Source organism: Catenulispora sp. GAS73, assembly GCF_041262085.1.
GTDB lineage: Bacteria > Actinomycetota > Actinomycetes > Streptomycetales > Catenulisporaceae > Catenulispora.
In genome coordinates, this window is sequence record NZ_JBGCCM010000058.1 from 34367 (window position 1) to 51913 (window position 17547).

The 17547-nt window shown below is 72.7% G+C and carries 13 protein-coding genes and 1 pseudogene; 5 read left to right on the forward strand and 9 right to left on the reverse strand.

The window, feature by feature from the left end; translation table 11 throughout:
• The first annotated feature begins 186 nt into the window (after positions 1-186).
• Complete coding sequence (lnt, locus tag ABH935_RS47655) at positions 187-1926, forward strand: apolipoprotein N-acyltransferase (protein WP_370384639.1); 1740 nt, start codon at positions 187-189, stop codon at positions 1924-1926.
• Entirely contained in the window at positions 1923-2663 is a 741-nt protein-coding gene (locus tag ABH935_RS47660; RefSeq protein WP_370384640.1) for a polyprenol monophosphomannose synthase, read from the forward strand. The genes lnt and ABH935_RS47660 overlap by 4 nt, the downstream gene beginning before the upstream one ends.
• Before the next feature lie 427 nt (positions 2664-3090).
• Here the strand turns inward: ABH935_RS47660 and ABH935_RS47665 are convergent.
• The 3 genes and pseudogenes from ABH935_RS47665 to ABH935_RS47675 form a co-directional block, all read right to left on the reverse strand.
• Positions 3091-3468, reverse strand: a pseudogene (locus ABH935_RS47665) (RNA polymerase-binding protein RbpA); the annotation flags it as partial.
• 219 nt (positions 3469-3687) lie between these two features.
• Complete coding sequence (locus ABH935_RS47670; protein WP_370384641.1) at positions 3688-5163, reverse strand: MFS transporter; 1476 nt, start codon at positions 5161-5163, stop codon at positions 3688-3690.
• Positions 5163-5957 (reverse strand): glycerophosphodiester phosphodiesterase, encoded by a 795-nt coding sequence (locus ABH935_RS47675; protein WP_370384642.1) that lies wholly within the window; start codon positions 5955-5957, stop codon positions 5163-5165. Before ABH935_RS47675 ends, ABH935_RS47670 begins: the two co-directional genes overlap by 1 nt.
• A 165-nt stretch (positions 5958-6122) precedes the next feature.
• Here ABH935_RS47675 and ABH935_RS47680 point away from each other — a divergent pair, with 165 nt between their 5' ends.
• On the forward strand, positions 6123-8336 hold the full coding sequence (locus tag ABH935_RS47680) for a hypothetical protein (RefSeq protein ID WP_370384643.1): 2214 nt from the start codon (positions 6123-6125) through the stop codon (positions 8334-8336).
• Between the two features lie 22 nt (positions 8337-8358).
• Positions 8359-8550, forward strand: coding sequence for a hypothetical protein (locus ABH935_RS47685; RefSeq protein ID WP_370384644.1), 192 nt, complete (start codon positions 8359-8361; stop codon positions 8548-8550).
• 74 nt (positions 8551-8624) lie between these two features.
• Here the strand turns inward: ABH935_RS47685 and ABH935_RS47690 are convergent, their stop codons facing one another.
• The 4 genes from ABH935_RS47690 to ABH935_RS47705 form a co-directional block, all read right to left on the reverse strand.
• On the reverse strand, positions 8625-11474 hold the full coding sequence (locus tag ABH935_RS47690) for a SpoIIE family protein phosphatase (RefSeq protein WP_370384645.1): 2850 nt from the start codon (positions 11472-11474) through the stop codon (positions 8625-8627).
• Positions 11475-11966: 492 nt separating this feature from the next.
• The gene (locus ABH935_RS47695) at positions 11967-12653 is read right to left on the reverse strand and encodes a hypothetical protein (protein WP_370384646.1); all 687 of its coding nucleotides are present in this window, start codon (positions 12651-12653) and stop codon (positions 11967-11969) included.
• Between the two features lie 328 nt (positions 12654-12981).
• Positions 12982-13554, reverse strand: coding sequence for a chaplin (locus ABH935_RS47700; protein ID WP_370384647.1), 573 nt, complete (start codon positions 13552-13554; stop codon positions 12982-12984).
• 215 nt (positions 13555-13769) lie between these two features.
• Positions 13770-14759 carry a TIGR03557 family F420-dependent LLM class oxidoreductase gene (locus ABH935_RS47705; protein WP_370384648.1) on the reverse strand — a complete coding sequence of 330 codons (990 nt, stop codon included), beginning with the start codon at positions 14757-14759 and terminating at the stop codon, positions 13770-13772.
• A gap of 157 nt (positions 14760-14916) precedes the next feature.
• Between ABH935_RS47705 and ABH935_RS47710 the strand changes: the two genes are divergently transcribed.
• Entirely contained in the window at positions 14917-15831 is a 915-nt protein-coding gene (locus tag ABH935_RS47710) for a hypothetical protein (protein ID WP_370384649.1), read from the forward strand.
• On the opposite strand, the gene ABH935_RS47715 is transcribed toward ABH935_RS47710, so the two are convergent.
• Positions 15816-17036, reverse strand: coding sequence for a serine hydrolase domain-containing protein (locus tag ABH935_RS47715; protein ID WP_370384650.1), 1221 nt, complete (start codon positions 17034-17036; stop codon positions 15816-15818). The genes ABH935_RS47710 and ABH935_RS47715 overlap by 16 nt on opposite strands.
• Before the next feature lie 101 nt (positions 17037-17137).
• Positions 17138-17386, reverse strand: coding sequence for a helix-turn-helix transcriptional regulator (locus tag ABH935_RS47720; RefSeq protein WP_370384651.1), 249 nt, complete (start codon positions 17384-17386; stop codon positions 17138-17140).
• Positions 17387-17547 lie beyond the last annotated feature (161 nt).

Genomic DNA, 17547 nt, shown 5'->3' on the forward strand with positions numbered 1-17547 from the left:
CGGACGTGCACCCAGAGCGCCTGCTCTGCCTGCTTCTTGATGCTCACCGCCGAAGATGTCCTCCAGCTTTCAAGCAGGTTACGACTGTTTCCCGAACCCCCCAACCTTGAGACCCTGGACTCACACGCCCCTCGTATAGGGTGCGCACAAGGTGTGTCCGCAGATCTTTTCTAGGGTGGGTCCTGGGTGGCGAACGAGGATGAGGCCGGTGAGGCCGGTACCCGCCGGCGGCGGTTGCGGCGGCCGGGCCGGCCGAGCGCCGAGGCGGTGCGCCTGGCGGCGCTCGCGCTGCTGGCCGGGGCCGCGCTGAACCTGGCCTTCGCGCCGGTCGGCTGGTGGCCGGTGGCGCCGCTGGCGGTGGCCGCGTTCTCGGCGATGCTCTGTGTTGACGGTCGGAAGGCGGGTGGCCGGACGGGCCGCCGCGGCATGCTCGTCGGCTTCTGGTTCGGGACCGGCTTCTGCTGGGTGATGTTCCAGTGGCTGCGGGTCTTCGGGCCCGGCGCGCAGGAAGCCGTCGGCATCGTCGAGTCGCTCTACTTCATCCCGTTCGGGTGGGGCATGGCGCGGGTGTCGATGATGCGCTTCGCGCCGCTGTGGCAGGCCTGCCTGTGGGTCACCGAGGAGTTCGGCCGCTCGCGCTGGCCCTTCGGCGGCTTCTCCTGGGGCCGGCTGGCGTTCTCCCAGCCCGACTCGCCGTTCACCCCGCTCGCGGCGGTCGGCGGGGCGCCGCTGGTGACCTTCCTGGTGGCGCTGTCCGGCACGCTGCTGTGGCGCGCGGTGGTGATCCTGCGCCGCGACCGGCAGGCCGCGGCGATCAGATGGGCCGCGCTGACGGTCGTCGGGGCCCTGGCGATCCCGGCCGCCGGCTTCGCGGTGCCGTTGCAGTCCCCGGACACCGGGACGCCGGTGCGCATCGCGCTGATCCAGGGCAACGTGCCGCGCGTCGGCTTCGGCCGCGACGAGCAGGAGGCCGCGGTCCTGGACAACCACGTCAAGGAGACCGAGGTCCTGGCCGCCGACATCCGCTCGGGCAAGGCCGTGAAGCCGGACCTGGTGGTCTGGCCGGAGAACGGCTCGGACATGGACCCCTACTCCGACCCCGGCGTGGCCGCCGAGATCCAGCAGGCGGTCGACGACGTCGGGGTCCCGGTGCTGGTCGGCGCGGTGATCAACGCCAACGCGGCGGGCACCAACGTGCTGAACCGGCTGATCGTCTGGACCCCCGGCCCCGGCGGCGGCATGGGCGCCACCTACGACAAGACGCACCTGGTGCCCTTCGGCGAGTACCTGCCCTTCCGCGGCATCCTGACCAAGATGATCACGCGGTTCAACATGATCCCGCGTGACTTCGTGCCCGGCCACGGCAAGGGCGTGCTGACCCTCGGCGGGGTCACCGTGGCCGCCGTCATCTGCTTCGAGGTCGCCTACGACGACGTGGTCCGCAACGCCGTCAACGGCGGCGGCCAGGTCCTGCTGGTCCCCAGCAACAACGCCTCCTACATGGGCACCGGCCAGACCTACCAGCAGCTGGCGATCGCCCGCTTCCGCGCCGTCGAGCACGGCCGCTGGACCATGGAGGCCGCCACCTCCGGCGTCTCGGCGGTCATCGACCCGCACGGCAGGATCCTCGCCCAGACCGGCGAGTACCAGGCCCGCTACCTGGACATGCAGGTCCGCCGCAACACCTCGATCACCCTGGCCGACCGCCTCGGCGCCTGGCCGGAGTACGTCCTGGCGCTGCTCGGGCTGCTCGCCGCGATCGGACTGAGCGGCGCCGCGACGACACTCCGACGTACTCGTGCCCTGATTCCGGCTTTCAGAACTCCAGCCGATACCCTGCCCCGTGCCCCGGACGGCGAGGGGGTCCCGAGCGGACCCGCCAGCGACGCCGACCTCCAGACCGCTGTGAAAGGCCGAGCACGTTGACGAACCTGCGCGTCCTGGTGATCATCCCGACGTACAACGAGGCGGAGAATCTGGCCAAGATCGTCGCCCGCGTGCACGCCGCGAACCCGGACGTGGACGTGCTGGTGGCCGACGACAACTCCCCGGACGGCACCGGCAAGCTCGCCGACGAACTCGCCGAGGCCGACGAGCGGGTCAAGGTGCTGCACCGGGCCGGCAAGGAGGGCCTGGGCAAGGCCTACCTGGCCGGGTTCGCCTGGGGGATCGAGCACGAATACGACGTCATCTGCGAGATGGACGCCGACGGCTCGCACCGCCCCGAGGACTTCCCGGCGATGCTCAAGGCCCTGGTCGACCAGAACGCCGACCTGGTCCTGGGATCGCGCTACGTCCCCGGCGGCAAGACCGTGGGCTGGCCCAAGCACCGCGAGATCCTGTCCAAGGGCGGCAACACCTGGGTCCGCCTGGTCACCGGCATGAAGCTGGCCGACGCCACCGGCGGCTACCGGCTGTTCCGCCGCGAGACGCTGGAGCGCATAGAGCTTTCCACCGTCGCCAGCGCCGGCTACACCTTCCAGGTCGACCTGGCCTGGCGCACGGTGCGGGCCGGGATGAAGGTCGTGGAGGTCCCGATCACCTTCGTCGAACGCGAGCTCGGCGCGTCGAAGATGAGCACGAACATCGTCGCCGAGGCCCTGTGGCGCACCACGGTGTGGGGGATGCAGTATCGCCTGCGCCGGCTGCTGGGACGTCGCTGAGCTTTGACATCGCCGGCCGGATCCGGCCGCGAATTCAACTGCGGTTGGTCCCCGGTTCAGCTGTGAGTTTGTCAGGCCCGGACTATACTCGCCACAGGCCCGGACCGGTGCCGGGGCTCGACCTGGGCACAAAAAGGCCCGAGCCGCACTGTCGGGGGGATGCAGTGCGGCTCGGGGATCGTGGGCGCGTCACACCCAAGGGGTGACTGCGCTGTTCCTACTGTAGTCGTAACGATGGGTTCTGTGCGCGGATGACGCTCTCGCGCCTTCGCACAGAGCCTCCCGCTCAGTCGGATCAGTCGGACGTGTGCGCGGCGGCCTTGCGCGCGCCGGAGCGCGCCGCGGTGGTCTTCGGCTTGCCCGCCGGGGCGGCCGGGGTCTTGACCGAGGACGCCTTGGCGGCGGCCGCCGACTTCTTGGCCCGGCCGGCGATGGTGCGCGCCGGGGCGGGGCGGATGACCTCGTGGTTGGCGATGCCGCCGTCACGCAGCACGGCCAGCCGCTCGGCCAGCACTTCCTCCAGGTCGGCCACCGTGCGCCGCTCCAGAAGCATGTCCCAGTGGGTCCGGGCCGGCTTGCCGGCCTTCTCCTCCGGCGGGGTGCCGTCCACGATCAGGGCCACGGCCCCGCAGACCTTGCACTCCCACGTCGGCGGCACGTCGGCCTCCACCGAGAACGGCATCACGAAGCGGTGCTCGTTCGGGCACACGTACTCGATGTCCTGGCGGGGGGCGAAGTCGATCCCCGCGTCGCTTTCATAGCTGGTCGCGCCGAGGCGCGTCCCGCGCAGTGCCCGCTCGCTCATTGGTGTTCCCTCCAGATCGTCTCACCCGCTCACAACGCGTCGCGGCGCACGTTTTGTTCCGGGGCCGTGGCCGGTCGGCGCGGGCGGGTGTGCTCCCCGAGCCTCCCACGGAACGGTTCCACCGGGCAAAAACGGGCAAACGTCTTGAGTCAGCTCATAGGAGTAGTGCGACGTGGGGTTTATCACACAGGGTGATGACGACCTGGGGAAAGCCCCGAGCTACAGACGCTCGGGCACCGGATTGCCGGCGGTGCGGATCGCCGTGCGCAGATCGGTCCGCGCCAGCAGCACCAGCCCCAGGACGAAGAACGCCACCAGCGAGATGATCGCCAGCCGGTAGGACCCGGTGAACTGGATCGCCAGCGCCACGGTCAGCGACCCGATCCAGGCCACGCCGTTCTGGCTGACCTCGTAGAGCCCGAAGTACTCGCTCTCCTGCCCGGCCGGGATGATCTGCGCGAACAGCGAGCGCGACAGCGCCTGCGTGCCGCCGAGCACCAGCCCGATCGCGCAGCCCAGGACGTAGAACTGCCACGCGGCGTGCTTGGTCATCGCGAACGCCGAGGCCAGCAGCACGATCCACACCAGCAGCGAGCCGCTGATGGTGCGCCGTGTGCCGTGCCGCGCGGCCAGCCGCCCCATCCACAGCGCCCCGCCGAAGGCCACGAACTGCACCACCAGGATCGCGCTGGCCAGCACCGACTGGCCCAGGTCCAGCTCCTTGGTGCCGTAGGTGGAAGCGAAGGAGATGACCGTCTGCACGCCCTCGTTGTAGGCCATGTACGCCAGCAGGAACAGCAACGCGTTGCGGTTGCGCGACAGCGCCGCCAGCGTCCGGCCCAACTGCCGGTAGCCGGTCCCGGACTGTGCTTGCTGCTTAACCCCCGGGCGCTGGGCCTGCGGCAGCCGGGAGGTGCCGGCGGTCAGCCGCCGCACGCCGGCGGTGCCGAAGACCAGCCACCACAGACCCGCCGAGGCCAGCGCGACCCGGGCGGCGTGCGACTGGCTCAGGCCCAGGGGGCTGTGCGCGGTGTAGATGACGAGGTTGACGGTGAGCAGCACGGCGCCGCCGAGGTAGCCCACGGCCCACCCCTTGGAGCTGATCGCGTCGCGCTCGTCGGGCGCGGCCAGCGTCGGCAGATAGCCGTTGGCCAGCACGTTGGCGGTGGAGTACCCGAGCGAGGCCGCGAGGAACAGCGCCCCGCCCCACAGATACGCGCCGCCGGTCACGGTGTAGAAGAGCAGCGTGGCCACCACCCCGAGGCCCATCGCGGCGGCCAGCAGCCCGCGGGTCCGGCCGGAGCGGTCGGCGGCGGCACCGACCAACGGCAGCACCGCGGCCTGCAGGAGCGCGGCGGCGGTGACGGCGAAGGGGTAGAACGACTCGGCGCGCACACTCACGCCGGCCAGGTGCAGGTAGTGGTTCTCCCCGCCGGCGGCGTTGCGCGCGATGTCGGTGAGGTAGGGGCCGAGGAAGACCGCGGTGACGGTGGTCGGGAAGGCGTGGGCGCCCCAGGCGTAGCGGTACCAGCCTTTGCGGCGGGAGATCTGGGCCGGGTCGGGGAGGTCTGCGGCTGGGTCGGCCTGCGTCGGGGCGGTGCCGGCCGCGGCCGGCACGGCGGCGAGCGCCTGGGCGCCACCCGCGGCCGCGGCGCCGTCGGCGGTGAACGCGTCGGCGGTGTCGTCGATCGGCATCAGGACCAGGTCCCTCGTTTCGTCAGCACGGTTTTCAGCGTGTCCAGCCGGTCGGTCATGATGCCGTCCGCGCCCAGGTCGAGCAACCGTTCCATGTCAGCGGCCTCGTTCACGGTCCAGACGTGGACCGGCAGCCCGGCCGCGTGCGCCGTGGCCAGCAGCCGGTCGTCGACGACCACGATCCGGCCCAGCGCCGGCGGTACCTGCAGGCAGGCCGCCGCCACCTGCGGGAGCGCGGCCGGGTCCGGCGTCTCGCCGATCTTGAGCTTGCGCGAGGCGCGCCAGATCCGGAACGCCTCGCGCGGGCCGGCGCTGGTGCACAGCTCGGGCCCGAAGGCCGCGCGCATCGCGTTCAGCCGGGTGTCGGAGAAGGAGCTGACGCAGACCCGCTCCACCGCGCCGGTGCTCCGGAGCAGCGCGGTCAGCGGGACGATCGCGTTGGGCTCCTTGACGTCGATGTTGAACCGCGCCTCGGGGAACGCCTCCAGCAGGTCCGCCATCGTCGGGATCGGCTCGTCGCCGACGCGCGCCGTGGCGACCTCGGCGGCGGTGAGGGTGCTGATCCGGCCGCGGGTGTCGGTGACGCGCTGCAGCCGCCGGTCGTGGAAGGCCAGCAGGACGCCGTCGGCCGTGGCGTGGACGTCGGTCTCCAGGTACCGGTAGCCGGTGTCGACGGCGATCTTGAAGGCGGACATCGTGTTCTCGCCGGCCGGGCCGTCCGCGCCGCCCCGGTGCGCGAACGGGATGGGCCCGGGGTGGTCGAGGAAGGCGTGGTGCGGGTGAGCGGCGGACATGGCGGCAAGTATCCCAATCCGCGGGTCACAACTTCATCAAACTGCGCGTGGCGGGCTGCACAGTCGGCCGGTAGTCCATACTCTGATGCGATCGCAGCCCGGGGGGAGCGCGGTTCATGATTTGCTTCAGGGCGCGAGGGCGCGAGCGAGCGTGGGGAGTGCGGGTTGAAGGCGGCGGGCCGGGCGGCGGACGGTGCTGGGTCGGCCGGAGGTGACGGCGCCGAGCCGGGAGCCGGTGAGCCGGAAGGCGGCGAGTCCGCAGGCAATGAGCCCGAGACCGGCGAGCCCGAGGGCGGTGGATCCGAAACCCGATCAGGCGAGGCCGGCCGGTTACGCCGCGCCTCCGACATCCTCGGCGAGGTCCTGTTCGGGGGCGGAGCACGGGCCAGAGCCACCGAGACAGCCCGCGAGAGCCGCCCGGGGTCTGGCTCCGACCCGGCCTCCGGCAGCGATTCCAGCGACGGCTCCGGCCCAGCCGCCTCTGACCTGACCAGTGCCGACCAGACCAGTGCCGACCAGACCAGTGCCGACTCGACCAGCGCCGACCTGACGGGCTCCGACCGGACCAGTACCGCCCTGACCGGCTCCGACCCGGCCGGCACCGCGCACGCCACCGCCGCTGCCACTCCGCACGACACCGCCGCGCCGCACGACACCGCCGCGCCGCACGACACCACCACCGTCCCCACCACCCCGCCGCCGCGCCGCCCGACCGCCCCGACAGCTGCGGCCGCCCCGCCCCCGCCGCCGCCCCGCCCGACCACCCCGACAGCCGCCGCCGCCCCGCCGCCGGCACCTGCCCTGACCGCCCCGGCCGCCCCCACCCCGCCACCCACGCCACCCGCCCCCACCTGGTCCGCCCCCGCCCCCGGCGACGAAGCCACCCGCTACCTCTGCGCGGCCGTCCACCTCGACGCCGCCCTGACCCGCCGCGCCCTGAAGGAGTTCGTCTTCGACGAAGGCCGCGCCCCGGCCCCCTCCACCGGCGTCGACGAGGTCCTGGTGCTCCGGCACGCCCTGGCCGCGCGCACCCGCCGCCTGCACCGCGACCTGGCCCTCGTGGCGCTGATCGTCGTCGCCCTGCTGGTGTCGGTCTGGACGGTCGGCGTCTGGTTGGTCTGGGGCGCCGGCCTGCGCCTGCTGCTCTCCGGCGCCGGCGGCACCGCGCGCGGCGGCAGCGGGAGCGACGGCACCGGCCCGGAGAGCACCGAGGCGCGGCCCCAGTCGCTGTCTCCGTCCCCTGCCATCACCCCCGCGTTCGCCCCGCTGGCCCGCTTCGTGGCCCTGGTCTGGGGCGTCGCCGGCGCCGGCGCGATCGCTTCGGCCGCCGGCCTGGCCCGGCCCTTCGGCCTCGCCGTCCCGGCGCGCTTCCACGACGCCGGACCCGGGAGCCCGTTCGTGGCGTGGATCTTCGTGCCGCTGGCCGGGATCCTCACGGCCTGGCTGATCGTCGTCGCCGAACGTCTGGCGACCCGGCACGTCCTGGTCGACAAGCTGCGCCGGGACCGCTTCGGCACGCACCGCTGGGTCACCACCGAGACCGTCTGGGCCCGCCGCGCCCTGGCCGAACTCGCGGCGCGCGCCGCCTCCGACCGCCAGGTCCTCGCCGACCCCGCGCGCCCCTTCGCCGGCTCCGGCCGCCAGGTCCTGCGCCGCCGCTGGCTCCTGGAGACCGGCCCGATCCGCTACGACGTCGAGGACCTGATCGAGCGCGTCACCGAGGCGCTGGCCGACGGCGTGCCGGGCCTGGGCCCGGAGGGCCTGCTGGACAAGGTGGCCTGGGACGACTTCGTGGTCGCCACCGGCCCGGTCCTGGCCGTCGGCCAGACCACCGACGCCTCCCTGCGCCTGCTGCCCTCCCCGCGCGGCACCGCCAACCCCCGCGTCTTCCGCCGCTTCCGCATCCTGTCGAACCCGGCCGAGACCGTGGTCACCGTCTACCTGTCCGCCTCGGCCGCCCCGGGCCTGGCGCTGGTCGAGATCCACGGCCTGGTCCTGGAGCCGGTGGCGGCCGGCTACCGCGGCGTGGACCGCCTGCCGGGCCTGGGCGTCTCCGCGGCCCTCGTCGAGGGCTGGCACGCCGCGGCGGCCGTCCCGCGCCTGCTTTTCGCCGCCCCCCACGCCGCCGCCGGAGCCGCCGCGGACCCCTGGCGCTGGCGCCACCGCCGGGCCACCCTCGACCGCGCCGCGGCCGGCGGTCTCCCTGCCGCCAACGGCGCCCGCACGTCGCTGCGCGAACTCGGCGTGGCCGGCGGCTGGCCCGGCACCCGCGGCCCGCTGGTGGACCGCGAGGGCGCCCCGTTCGCCCGCGAGGACGCCAACCTGGCGCTCGCGGTGGTCGAACGCCGGGTGCGCGAGGAACTTCGGCCCTTGCTGTAGGCGCGCGTGTAGCCTGCGGGACATGGAGTTCTTCAAGCGGCTTCGCAGGGCCTTCCGCGCGGCCAAGGCGCCGATCTACACGGACCTCGGCACGACGGTCGCGCAGGCCGCCTCGACCACGTCGATCGCGGCCGGGATCAGCGGCGGGGCGCCGCTGGCCAAGGAGAAGAAGCAGAAGAAGGCCAAGCAGAAGCAGGAAACAGAGCAGGGCTGAGCTTCGGACTTCGGCGCGGGGCAGCCCGGCCCCGCTGAAACTGTCTTCTCAGCTTGACGCGTAACGCAGCCGCGCTACTCCGCCTCGCCCTCACTCATCTCGGCCCACACGATCTTCCCGCGGTCCGTCGGCCGCACTCCCCAGCGCTGCGACAGCTGCGCGACTATCAGCAGCCCCCGGTGCCGCTCGTCCATCGCCTGCGTCACGGCCGGCCGCGGGATCCGGCCGTCGCAGTCGGCGACCTCCACCATCAGCCGCCCCGGGTGCGAGCGCAGCGCCAGCTGGCTGGTCGTCGCGGCGTGCTGGGTGGCGTTCGTGACCAGCTCCGTCACCACCGACAGCACGTCGTCGGTGAGGTGCTCCAGGTCCCACTCGGCCAGCGTGGAGGTCACGAAGCGCCGCGCCGCGCGCGCCGCCATCGGGTCCGGGTCCAGGTCCAGCGCGGCCTTGCGGATGCGCGTCGGCCGGGTCCGGACCATCAGCAGCGCCACGTCGTCGTGCTCGTCGCCGGACAGCATCGCGTGCAGCAGCCGGTCGCAGGTCCGCTGCACCGTCTCCGAGCCCAGCGGCGCGGAGGACGTCGCCAGCGGTCCGTCGTCGGTGCGGACGAGCTCGGTCGAGAGCCGGTTCAGCCGCTCCGTCAGCGGCGCGTTGTGGCACTCCACCAGGCCGTCGGTGTACAGCAGCAGCCTGCTGCCGCCGGCCAGCGGCTGGATCTTCTCGTCGAACACCGCCTCCTCGATGCCCAGCGGCATCCCGAGGTCGTCCTCCAGCAGGCTCGCCGTGCCCTGCGGGGTGATCAGCGCCGGCGGCATGTGCCCGGCGCTGGCCCAGGTCAGCACCTCCTCGGCCGGGTCGTAGACCGCGTACACGCAGGTCGCGATCTGCTCGGCGACCCCGTCGTCGGCAGGCCCCAGCGCCCCGATCCCGGCCGGGTGCGACCCGGTCGCGTTCAGTGCGTTCAGCGCCGCCGAACTGCTCGCCGCCGAGGCCGGCATCTCGCACACCAGCCGGTTCAGCAGGTGCATGATCTGCCCCGGCGGCAGGTCCATCACCGCGTAGGCGCGCACCGCCGTCCGCAGCTGCCCCATGATCGCCGCGGCCCGGATCCCGCGCCCCATCACGTCCCCGATGACCAGCGCCACCCGGCCGCCGGCCAGCGGGATCACGTCGAACCAGTCGCCGCCGACCTGCGTGCCCTGCGCCCCGGGCAGGTACGTGAACGCGATCTCCAGCTCCGCCAGCTGCGGCGGATAGGCCGGCAGCAGCGAGTTCTGCAGCTCCACCGCCGTCTCGCGCTCCAGCCGGTACAGCCGCGCGTTGTCCATCGCCGAGGCCGCCTGGCCGGCGATGCCCTTCACGATCTGCTCGTCGCGCTCGGTGAACCGGTTCGGCTCGGAGTGCCCGAAGTACATCGAGCCCAGCACCGTGCCGCCGATCGTGGTGATCGGCAGTGCCAGGAACGACTTCACCGGCGGATGGCCCGGCGGCAGGCCGTGGAACGGCGCACGCTGGCCGTAGCGGGGGTCGGCGGTGACGTCGCCGGAGCGGATCGGCGCCGTGCCCGGGAACGCCGCGCCCACCAGCGAGGTGGGCCGCGGCATCGGCAGGTTCTCGAAGCGCTCGGCCGGGATCGTGCCGGCCAGTGCGAACCGGGTCTGGGCCTGGCCGTTGGTCGAGGTCAGGGTGTAGAAGCAGGTCCCGAACTCGGCGTCGATCGCGGTGGTGGCGGCATCCGTGGCGAGCTTGGCGATCTTGCGGGTGTCCAGCTCCCGGTGCAGGGACTGCCCGATCATGTAGAGCGTCTCGACGATCCGGGTCTCCTGCGTCAGCCGCCGCTGCGAGGCCCGCAGCTCGGCCTCGGCGGCCAGCGCCGCGGCGCCGCCGTCGCCGGGCGAGGCCGGCATCGAGGAGGACGACGGAGGCGGCGCGGAGGCCTGCTGCGGCACCAGCGTCACCGACGGCCGGTGCCCGTTCCCGTTGCCGTTCCCCGAAGGCCCGGGCGCCGGGATGCCGTTCCCGGCCGGGGCGGCGTTCGCGCCGCCCCCGATGGCGGGGCTCGTCCCGTTCCCGTTGCGCGCCCCGAACACCTGGTGCCCGGCCGCCGGGGGAGAAGGCGCGAACAAGGGCACTGCCAGCAGCGGCGTCAGCGCCAGCCGGATCGCCGCGGCCAGCGTCCGGAAAAGCGCCGCGGTCTCGGCCGGGATCCGCACCCGCGAATACAGCAGCGCTGTGTAGAGGGACGTGTTCCGCACTCCCGGCAGATCCGGATGGTCCGGCCCGCCGGAGTCCAGCACCGCGCCCAGCGCGATCGCCGAGCGGATCTGGTAGTCCCGGACGAACTCCGGCGTCGGCACATAAGGGCTGCCCAACGCCTCGGGCACATGGAAGACGTCGAACCGGTCCCGCAGCCGTGCCGACAGGCCCGAGCCCTCACCGCCGACACCGCCGCCGACGCCGTGCGGCCGCGACGGCACCGGCTCGGCCTGCTGCAGGCCCAGCAGCCGGTCCAGCAGCGCCAGCGCCAGCGGCGCGCGCCGCACCACGTCCGAGGCGGACAGCGGGATCGCCTGGTGGTCGCGGCTGTTGCGGCGGTCCGCCCAGTGCGGGTGGTCGCCGGAGGTGGCCAGCAGCGTCAGGTAGGGCAGGCCGTCGTCGTTGGCGGCCGCGGCCGGGTCCCGGGTGTTGACGTAGGAGCGCAGGTCGGGGGTGAGGCGGTCCCAGGTGACGGTGTGGAACATGCGGGCCAGGGCGAACGCCGGCCGGCCGGTCGCGGGGTCGGTGAAGGCGTGCCGCAGCCAGTCCACGATGGCCGCGGAGCCCTCCTCCATGGTGGCGGCCCCGGCGGTGGCGGCGCGCAGTTCGCCGGAGGCGACGACCATGTCGGTGACCGAGAAACCGGAGAGGTCGAACGCCGACGCCATTCCCGCCGTCCTGTGGGTGGTCCGTGCGGACCCCGGCGGGGGCCCAGACACAATCATGCCGACACATCCTCACCGTGCGCGGTCGTTTGCCCCATCCGGCGCGGCGCTTCCGCCCGGTCGGGTGGCCGTGCGACCAGCGGCCCAGCCTTGGACGTCGTACCCCGGGGCGGACGCGGCGATAGCCGGTGCCCCCGATCGTGGCATCGGGACCTGAAGATCAGGGAAATGCTGTTCACGGCGGGGCCGGACGGGGCAGCACGGCAGCGCCCCACCGCCGGCCCGATCCGCCGCGTCATCCTCCGCTCCCGTCTCAGCCTCCGCACTCGTGCAGTTCAAGGTAGCCAGTCAACAGCGCGACGGCTATCGCGCCGGGGTGCGGAAACCGAACGTGGTACCAGAACCATGATTCCGCAGCCGGCAGGAATGTCAAACCACTGACAAAGATGGGGCTGCGGGGGTTGGTGGGGTTTGACAGGGCCTCATCTGCCCGGATCAGTGCTTTCCGAGTCCGCCGAGCAGTGTGTTGGTCACCGTTCCGAGCGTGCCCAGCACCTCGCCGAGCAGACCGCCCAAGCCGCCGTCGCCTCCGCCGTTTCCGCCGCCATGCCCGCCGCCGGGCTGCGAGGGTGAGGACGTCGGTGTCGAGGTCGGGCTGCCGGGCGTACTGACGGGGCTGCTCGGGGTCTGCGTCGGCTGGCTGGGCTGGCCGGGCTGGCTCGGCTGGCTCGGTTCGCCGGGCGGCGGCGTCCAGGGCCGCGAGCGCGTCTCCGGCGGCGGCGTGGTCATGCCCTGCGAGGTCGGCAGCGGGTCGTTCGTCCCGTAGGTGCGCGACGTCGAGGGAGCCGCGTGGGTGGGCTCGTACTGTATGCGCGGATCGGTGCCGCCGGCGTCCGAGGGCGTCACCGACCCGCTCGCGCTGGGCGCCGGGTCTCCGGGCGCCGCCGTGTCCGCGACCGGCGTGTCGCCGGCCACCGCCACCGCGGGATCGGCGCCGCCGGACGTCGCCGCCCCGGGCCGCGCCGGAACGGAGTGCGCGGACGTGCCCGCCGCGGCGGGGGCGCCCGCGCCGGTGTGCAGCACGGTGGCCACCGCGGTCACCGCCCCGATGCCCGCGGCACCGCCCAGCAGCGTCTCAGCGGTCTTGCGTATCGGACCGGGTTTCCTGTGCCGGGTCGCCACGCGTCCCCACCTCCCCATCTCGCCGCGCCCCGCTGGGCTGCGGATCTGACGGTCAGTGTGCTGCCGACGGCGGGGAGTACGCGCCGCGCCAACCCCTTGTTCCCCCGAAAGAGCGATCAAAAGACCCCGGAAAGTCCGGCTCCGGCTCTCGCATGCGCCGCAGCGAGGGCCGGAGCCGGGGAAAGGGGGCGTGATGCGCTCAGTTCGAGGTCGGCGCGAGGTCGGCGCGAGGCCCTGTGCGAGTTCAGATCAAGCTCAGCCGGACCTCAGGCGGACCTCAGATCGAGCTCAGTTCGGGCTCGGTTTCGAGCTCGGTTTCGAGCTCGGCTCAGCCGTTCACGCAGTGATTGTCCTCGGCCCCGGTGGCGAAGCTGCCCACCGACACCGCGTCGCCGCACAGCTGCACCGGCGCGTTCACCGACGCCTGCACCACGTCGCCGGACACCGCGCCGGGGTCGTTGGACGTCGCGGCGACGGCCTTCGCGGAGGTGTCCAGGTCGTCGCAGGAGTTCCCGGCGACCTCGGACTGCACGCCGGCGGCCGTCCCGGCCAGGCCGCAGCCCTGCACCGGGGTGTTCAGCGCGCCGCCGACGACGTCGCCGGACACCGCGCCCGGGTCGTTCGCGGCCTCGCCCCGGACCGAGGCGCGGTTGTACCAGGTGGTGCAGCGGTTCTCCAGGGCGTTGTCCACCGCCCCGCCGAGGGTCCCGGCGTCCCCGCACACCTGCACCGGCACGTCGCCCGCGGCCTGCGCGACGTTGCCGGTGGCCAGCCCGGGGCTGTCGGCGGCGGCGCCCTCGGTGGTGGCCGAGTCGGCCGCCGCGGCCGCGCCGGCGCTGCCGACCATCAGCGAGCCGGCGGCCAGCGAGAGCAGCAGACCCTTCTTCACGAACCCGTGCATGGATGTCCTTGAGGAGTCGACGAAATCACGAATCGGGGCGAACACGACGCCCCTTCGGTGATCGTCAACGAACATCCAGGCCGCGGGTTGCGGCACAGCGCGGGCCGACGGCCCGGATGTCAGCCATCCGGACCAGTCGGCCCACCATCGCACGATCTGAACAGCGCCTCGAAGGGTCCCTTGGTCCCTTCAGAGCGCCCCAGGCTCGCCGGCGCCTACCGGGTCAGCTTCGGCAGCACCTCGCGCCCGAAGACCTCGATCCACTCGGCCTGGTTGCGGCCCACGTTGTGCAGGTAGATCCGGTCCACGCCGAGGTCCAGGAAGGCCTGGATGGAGGCGCGGTGCACGTCGGGGTCGGAGGAGATGACCATCCGGCCCTCGAAGTCCTCCGGCCGCACCAGCTTGGCCATCTGCTCGAAGTCGAACGGCGAGCGGATGTCCTGCTTGGGGAACTTCATCCCGCCGTTGGGCCACTCGGTCACCGCGTTGGCCAGCGCCTCCTCGTCGGTCGGCGCCCACGACAGGTGCAGCTGCAGGATCTTCGGCATGGTGTCCGGGTCCTTGCCGGCCTTGCGCGCGCCCTCGGCGAAGTTCCGGAACACGCCCTCGACCTTGGAGTGCGCCGCGCCCGGGGTGATGATGCCGTCGCACAGCTCGCCGGTCTTGCGCGAGGTGTAGGGGCCGGCGGCGGCGATGTAGATCGGCGGCGGCGCGGCCGGCAGCGTCCACAGCCGGGTGGTCTCCAGCGTGTAGTACTTGCCGGAGTGCTTCACGTCCTTGCCGGTGAACAGCTTGTTGATCACCTCGATGGCCTCGAACATCATCGCGACCCGGGTCGGCGCCTCGGGCCAGTACCCGCCGATGATGTGCTCGTTCAGGGCCTCCCCGGACCCCAGGCCCAGCCAGTGCCGCCCCGGATACATCGCCTCCAGCGTCGCCGACGCCTGCGCCACCATCGCCGGGTGCATGCGGAAGGAGGGGCACGTCACGCCGGGGCCCATGTCGGTGGTGGTGCGCTCGCCGATGGCGGTCAGCACGTTCCACACGAAGGGGGCGTTCCCCTGCTGCGGCACCCAGGGTTGGAAGTGGTCGGCGGCCATGGTCCCGGTGAAGCCGTGCTGCTCGGCCAGCGCCGAGTACTCCGTGACCTCGATCGGACCGAACTGCTCCAACATGGCGGCGTAACCGATATGCGGTGCACTCACGACTATGGCTCCCAAGGAAACTGGAACATGTTCACTGCTACGTCATAGCCGACCTTAGAGCAGGACCCTGCACCTGTCGTGCGAGGCGGCTGTGGTGTACGGCACCATGGCCGGAACGTTCAAGACGCCCCGGGCGCCCCGGCGTAGCTTCAGCTGCATGAACGCGAACAAGACCCGACCGATCACCGATCGCGCCGAGACCTTCCTGTGGACCTCCGGGCGCGTCCTGGAGCAACGCCGCTTCGAAGTCCTTTTCGGCCGCGCCCCGGACGGCTCAGGCCTGGCGGCGGCGCTCGCCGCGTACCGCACCGGCGACGGCGCCTACGCGTACGGACTCGAACCGGACATCCGCGGGCCCGAGCCCCAACCGCTGACCGCCGCCACGGCCCTGACGATCCTGGAGGACGCCGGCCGGCTCGACGCAGCGTCGGTGACGCCGGTGCTGGACTGGCTGAGCACGGTCACCACCGCCGAGGGCGGCGTGCCGGCGGTGCTGCCGACGCTGGGCGCCTACCCGCGTCCGCCGTGGCTGCCGGTCACGGTCGAACCCGCCGCCGACGTCCTGTCCACCGGCCAGATCCTCGGCCCGGTCCTGCGCAGCGGGGTCACGCACCCCTGGATCCCCGGCGCGGTGGAGTTCGCGCGCCGGGGAGTGGAGGCCATGGAGCAGACGCACCCTTACGGAGTGGAGTCGGCCCTGATGTTCCTGGAGTCAGCGCCGGACCGGGCCTGGGCCCGCGAGCAGGCCGACCGGCTCGGCAAACTGCTGCGCGAGCAGCGCATGGTGCTGCTGGACCCCGCGCACCCCGAGGACACGCCGGTCGCCCCGGGGTACGCGCCGGGGGAGTACCACCTGCCGTACGACTACGCGCCGAGTCCTGACAGCCTCGCCCGGGCGTGGTTCAGCGACGAGGAGATGCGGCGGAGTCTGGACCACTTGGCGGCATCGCAGGACCCGGACGGCGGGTGGCCGATCACCTGGGCGAAGTGGTCGGCGACCACGGAGGTGGAGGCGCGGCCGGGGGCCACGGTGAAGGCGCTGCGGGTGCTGCGGGCTTACGGGCGGTTGTAGTCAGTCCGCGCGGGTGTCAGGACCGCCGCGATCAGGCGCTGGCTGAGCGGGCTCGGCGCGGAGAAGTCCACGCTGAGGTTCGACACCGAGTACACCGCGCGGATCGACAGGTCCCTGGTCGCGAACATGCCGTTGGCGTAGCCGTCGTCGTGCCCGGTCTTGCCCCACAGCACCACGCCGTTCGGCAGCTTCGTGGACATCAGTCCGGCGCCGAAGCAGGCCACCTTCGGGCAGGAGCTTCCGTTGACGAACGGCAGCGGCTGGCCGGCGCCGTCGGTGGGGATCGCGAACAGCTCGTTCTGCTGCGCCGGCGGCAGCAGGCGGCCCTGCATCAGCGCGGTGATGAAGTGGTCCAGGTCGGAGGGGGTGGAGATCAGGTTCGAGGGGTCGCCGCCCTGCTCGCTGACGTCGATCGCTTGGCCTTCGTCGTCGGTCATGTAGCCGTGCAGGTAGGGGCGCGGCATGACGGGGTCGTCCTCGGGGACGGAGGTCTGCGTCAGGTGCAGGGGGCGCAGGACGCGCGCGGTGAGCTCCTGCTTGTAGGAGCGGCCGGTGACGTGCTCGATGAGCGCGCCGCCGATGCGGAAGCCGAGGGAGTTGTACTCCTGCTTGGTGCCCGGCGCGAAGTGCGGCCGGGGCCACGGGCGGTCGGTCGGGCGCAGGGTCTCCTGAATGATCTGGTCGAAGGTCCGGTAGGTGTAGCGCGTGGCGATGACCTGGTCGGCGCTCGCTGCGGGCGCGCCCTCGTCGACGTCCGGCAGGCCGCTGGTGAAGGTGATGAGCTGGCGGACGGTGATCGGCGCGAAGGTGTGGGGCAGCAGGCCGGGCATGTAGTGCTGGACGGTCTGGTCGAGGTCGATACGGCCCTCGGCGGCGAGCTGCAGGATCACGACGGTATCGAACGTCTTGGCGATGCTCCCGGCGTGGAAGTGCGCGTCCGGCGGGATCTGGCGGCCGGTCTCGGCGTCGACGGTGGACCCCTTCCACAGCACGCCCGGCTCGCCGACGCGGACGACGTCGCCGGCGGCGTTGTCGCTGGGCTGGGTTTGGATGGCGGCTTGCAGCGCGGCGGGGTTCAGGGGCGGGAAGGCGGGCGCCGGCGTCGCGCTCGCCGCCGAGGCGGTTCCGCCGGACACGGCGGTGAGGCCGGCGAGCGCCGAGCAGGTGATGGCGAGGACCGCGACGCGGCGCGCGAGAGGGTTCATGATGGCTCCCCGTGGAAGATCAGCAGATGGCGTCGTGAAGCAGGGCTTTGCGACGTGATCAATTCTGCGGAGCCCCCGCGGCGCGGGAAATGGGGCTAGCCCTACTCGCCCGATCCGAGCAGTTCGGTCGGCGTCAGGCCGGCCAGCCGCCGCACCTCACGCGTGAAGTGCGCTTGGTCGGCGTAACCGGCTTGGTAGGCGACGTCGGCGAGGCTGTTCGGGGCGGCGCGTCCCAGGCGTAGGGCGTGCTGGAAGCGCAGGATGCCGTGCAGGGTCTTCGGGCCGTAGCCGACCGCTTCCGTAAACCGCCGCCGCAGCTGCCGCTCGGACAATCCGACCGCGTCGGCCAACGCCGGAACATGCGGCGGCACAGCCCCGGTTCGCAGCAGCCTGACCACCTGCTCAACCGCCGCATCAGGTCACGTCCGCGCTGGTGGTGTATGGGGTGGCCAGCGGGTGATCCTGTGTTGTTGTTAGGCGATCAGGGCTGCCGGTTCTGCATCCGGTTCGG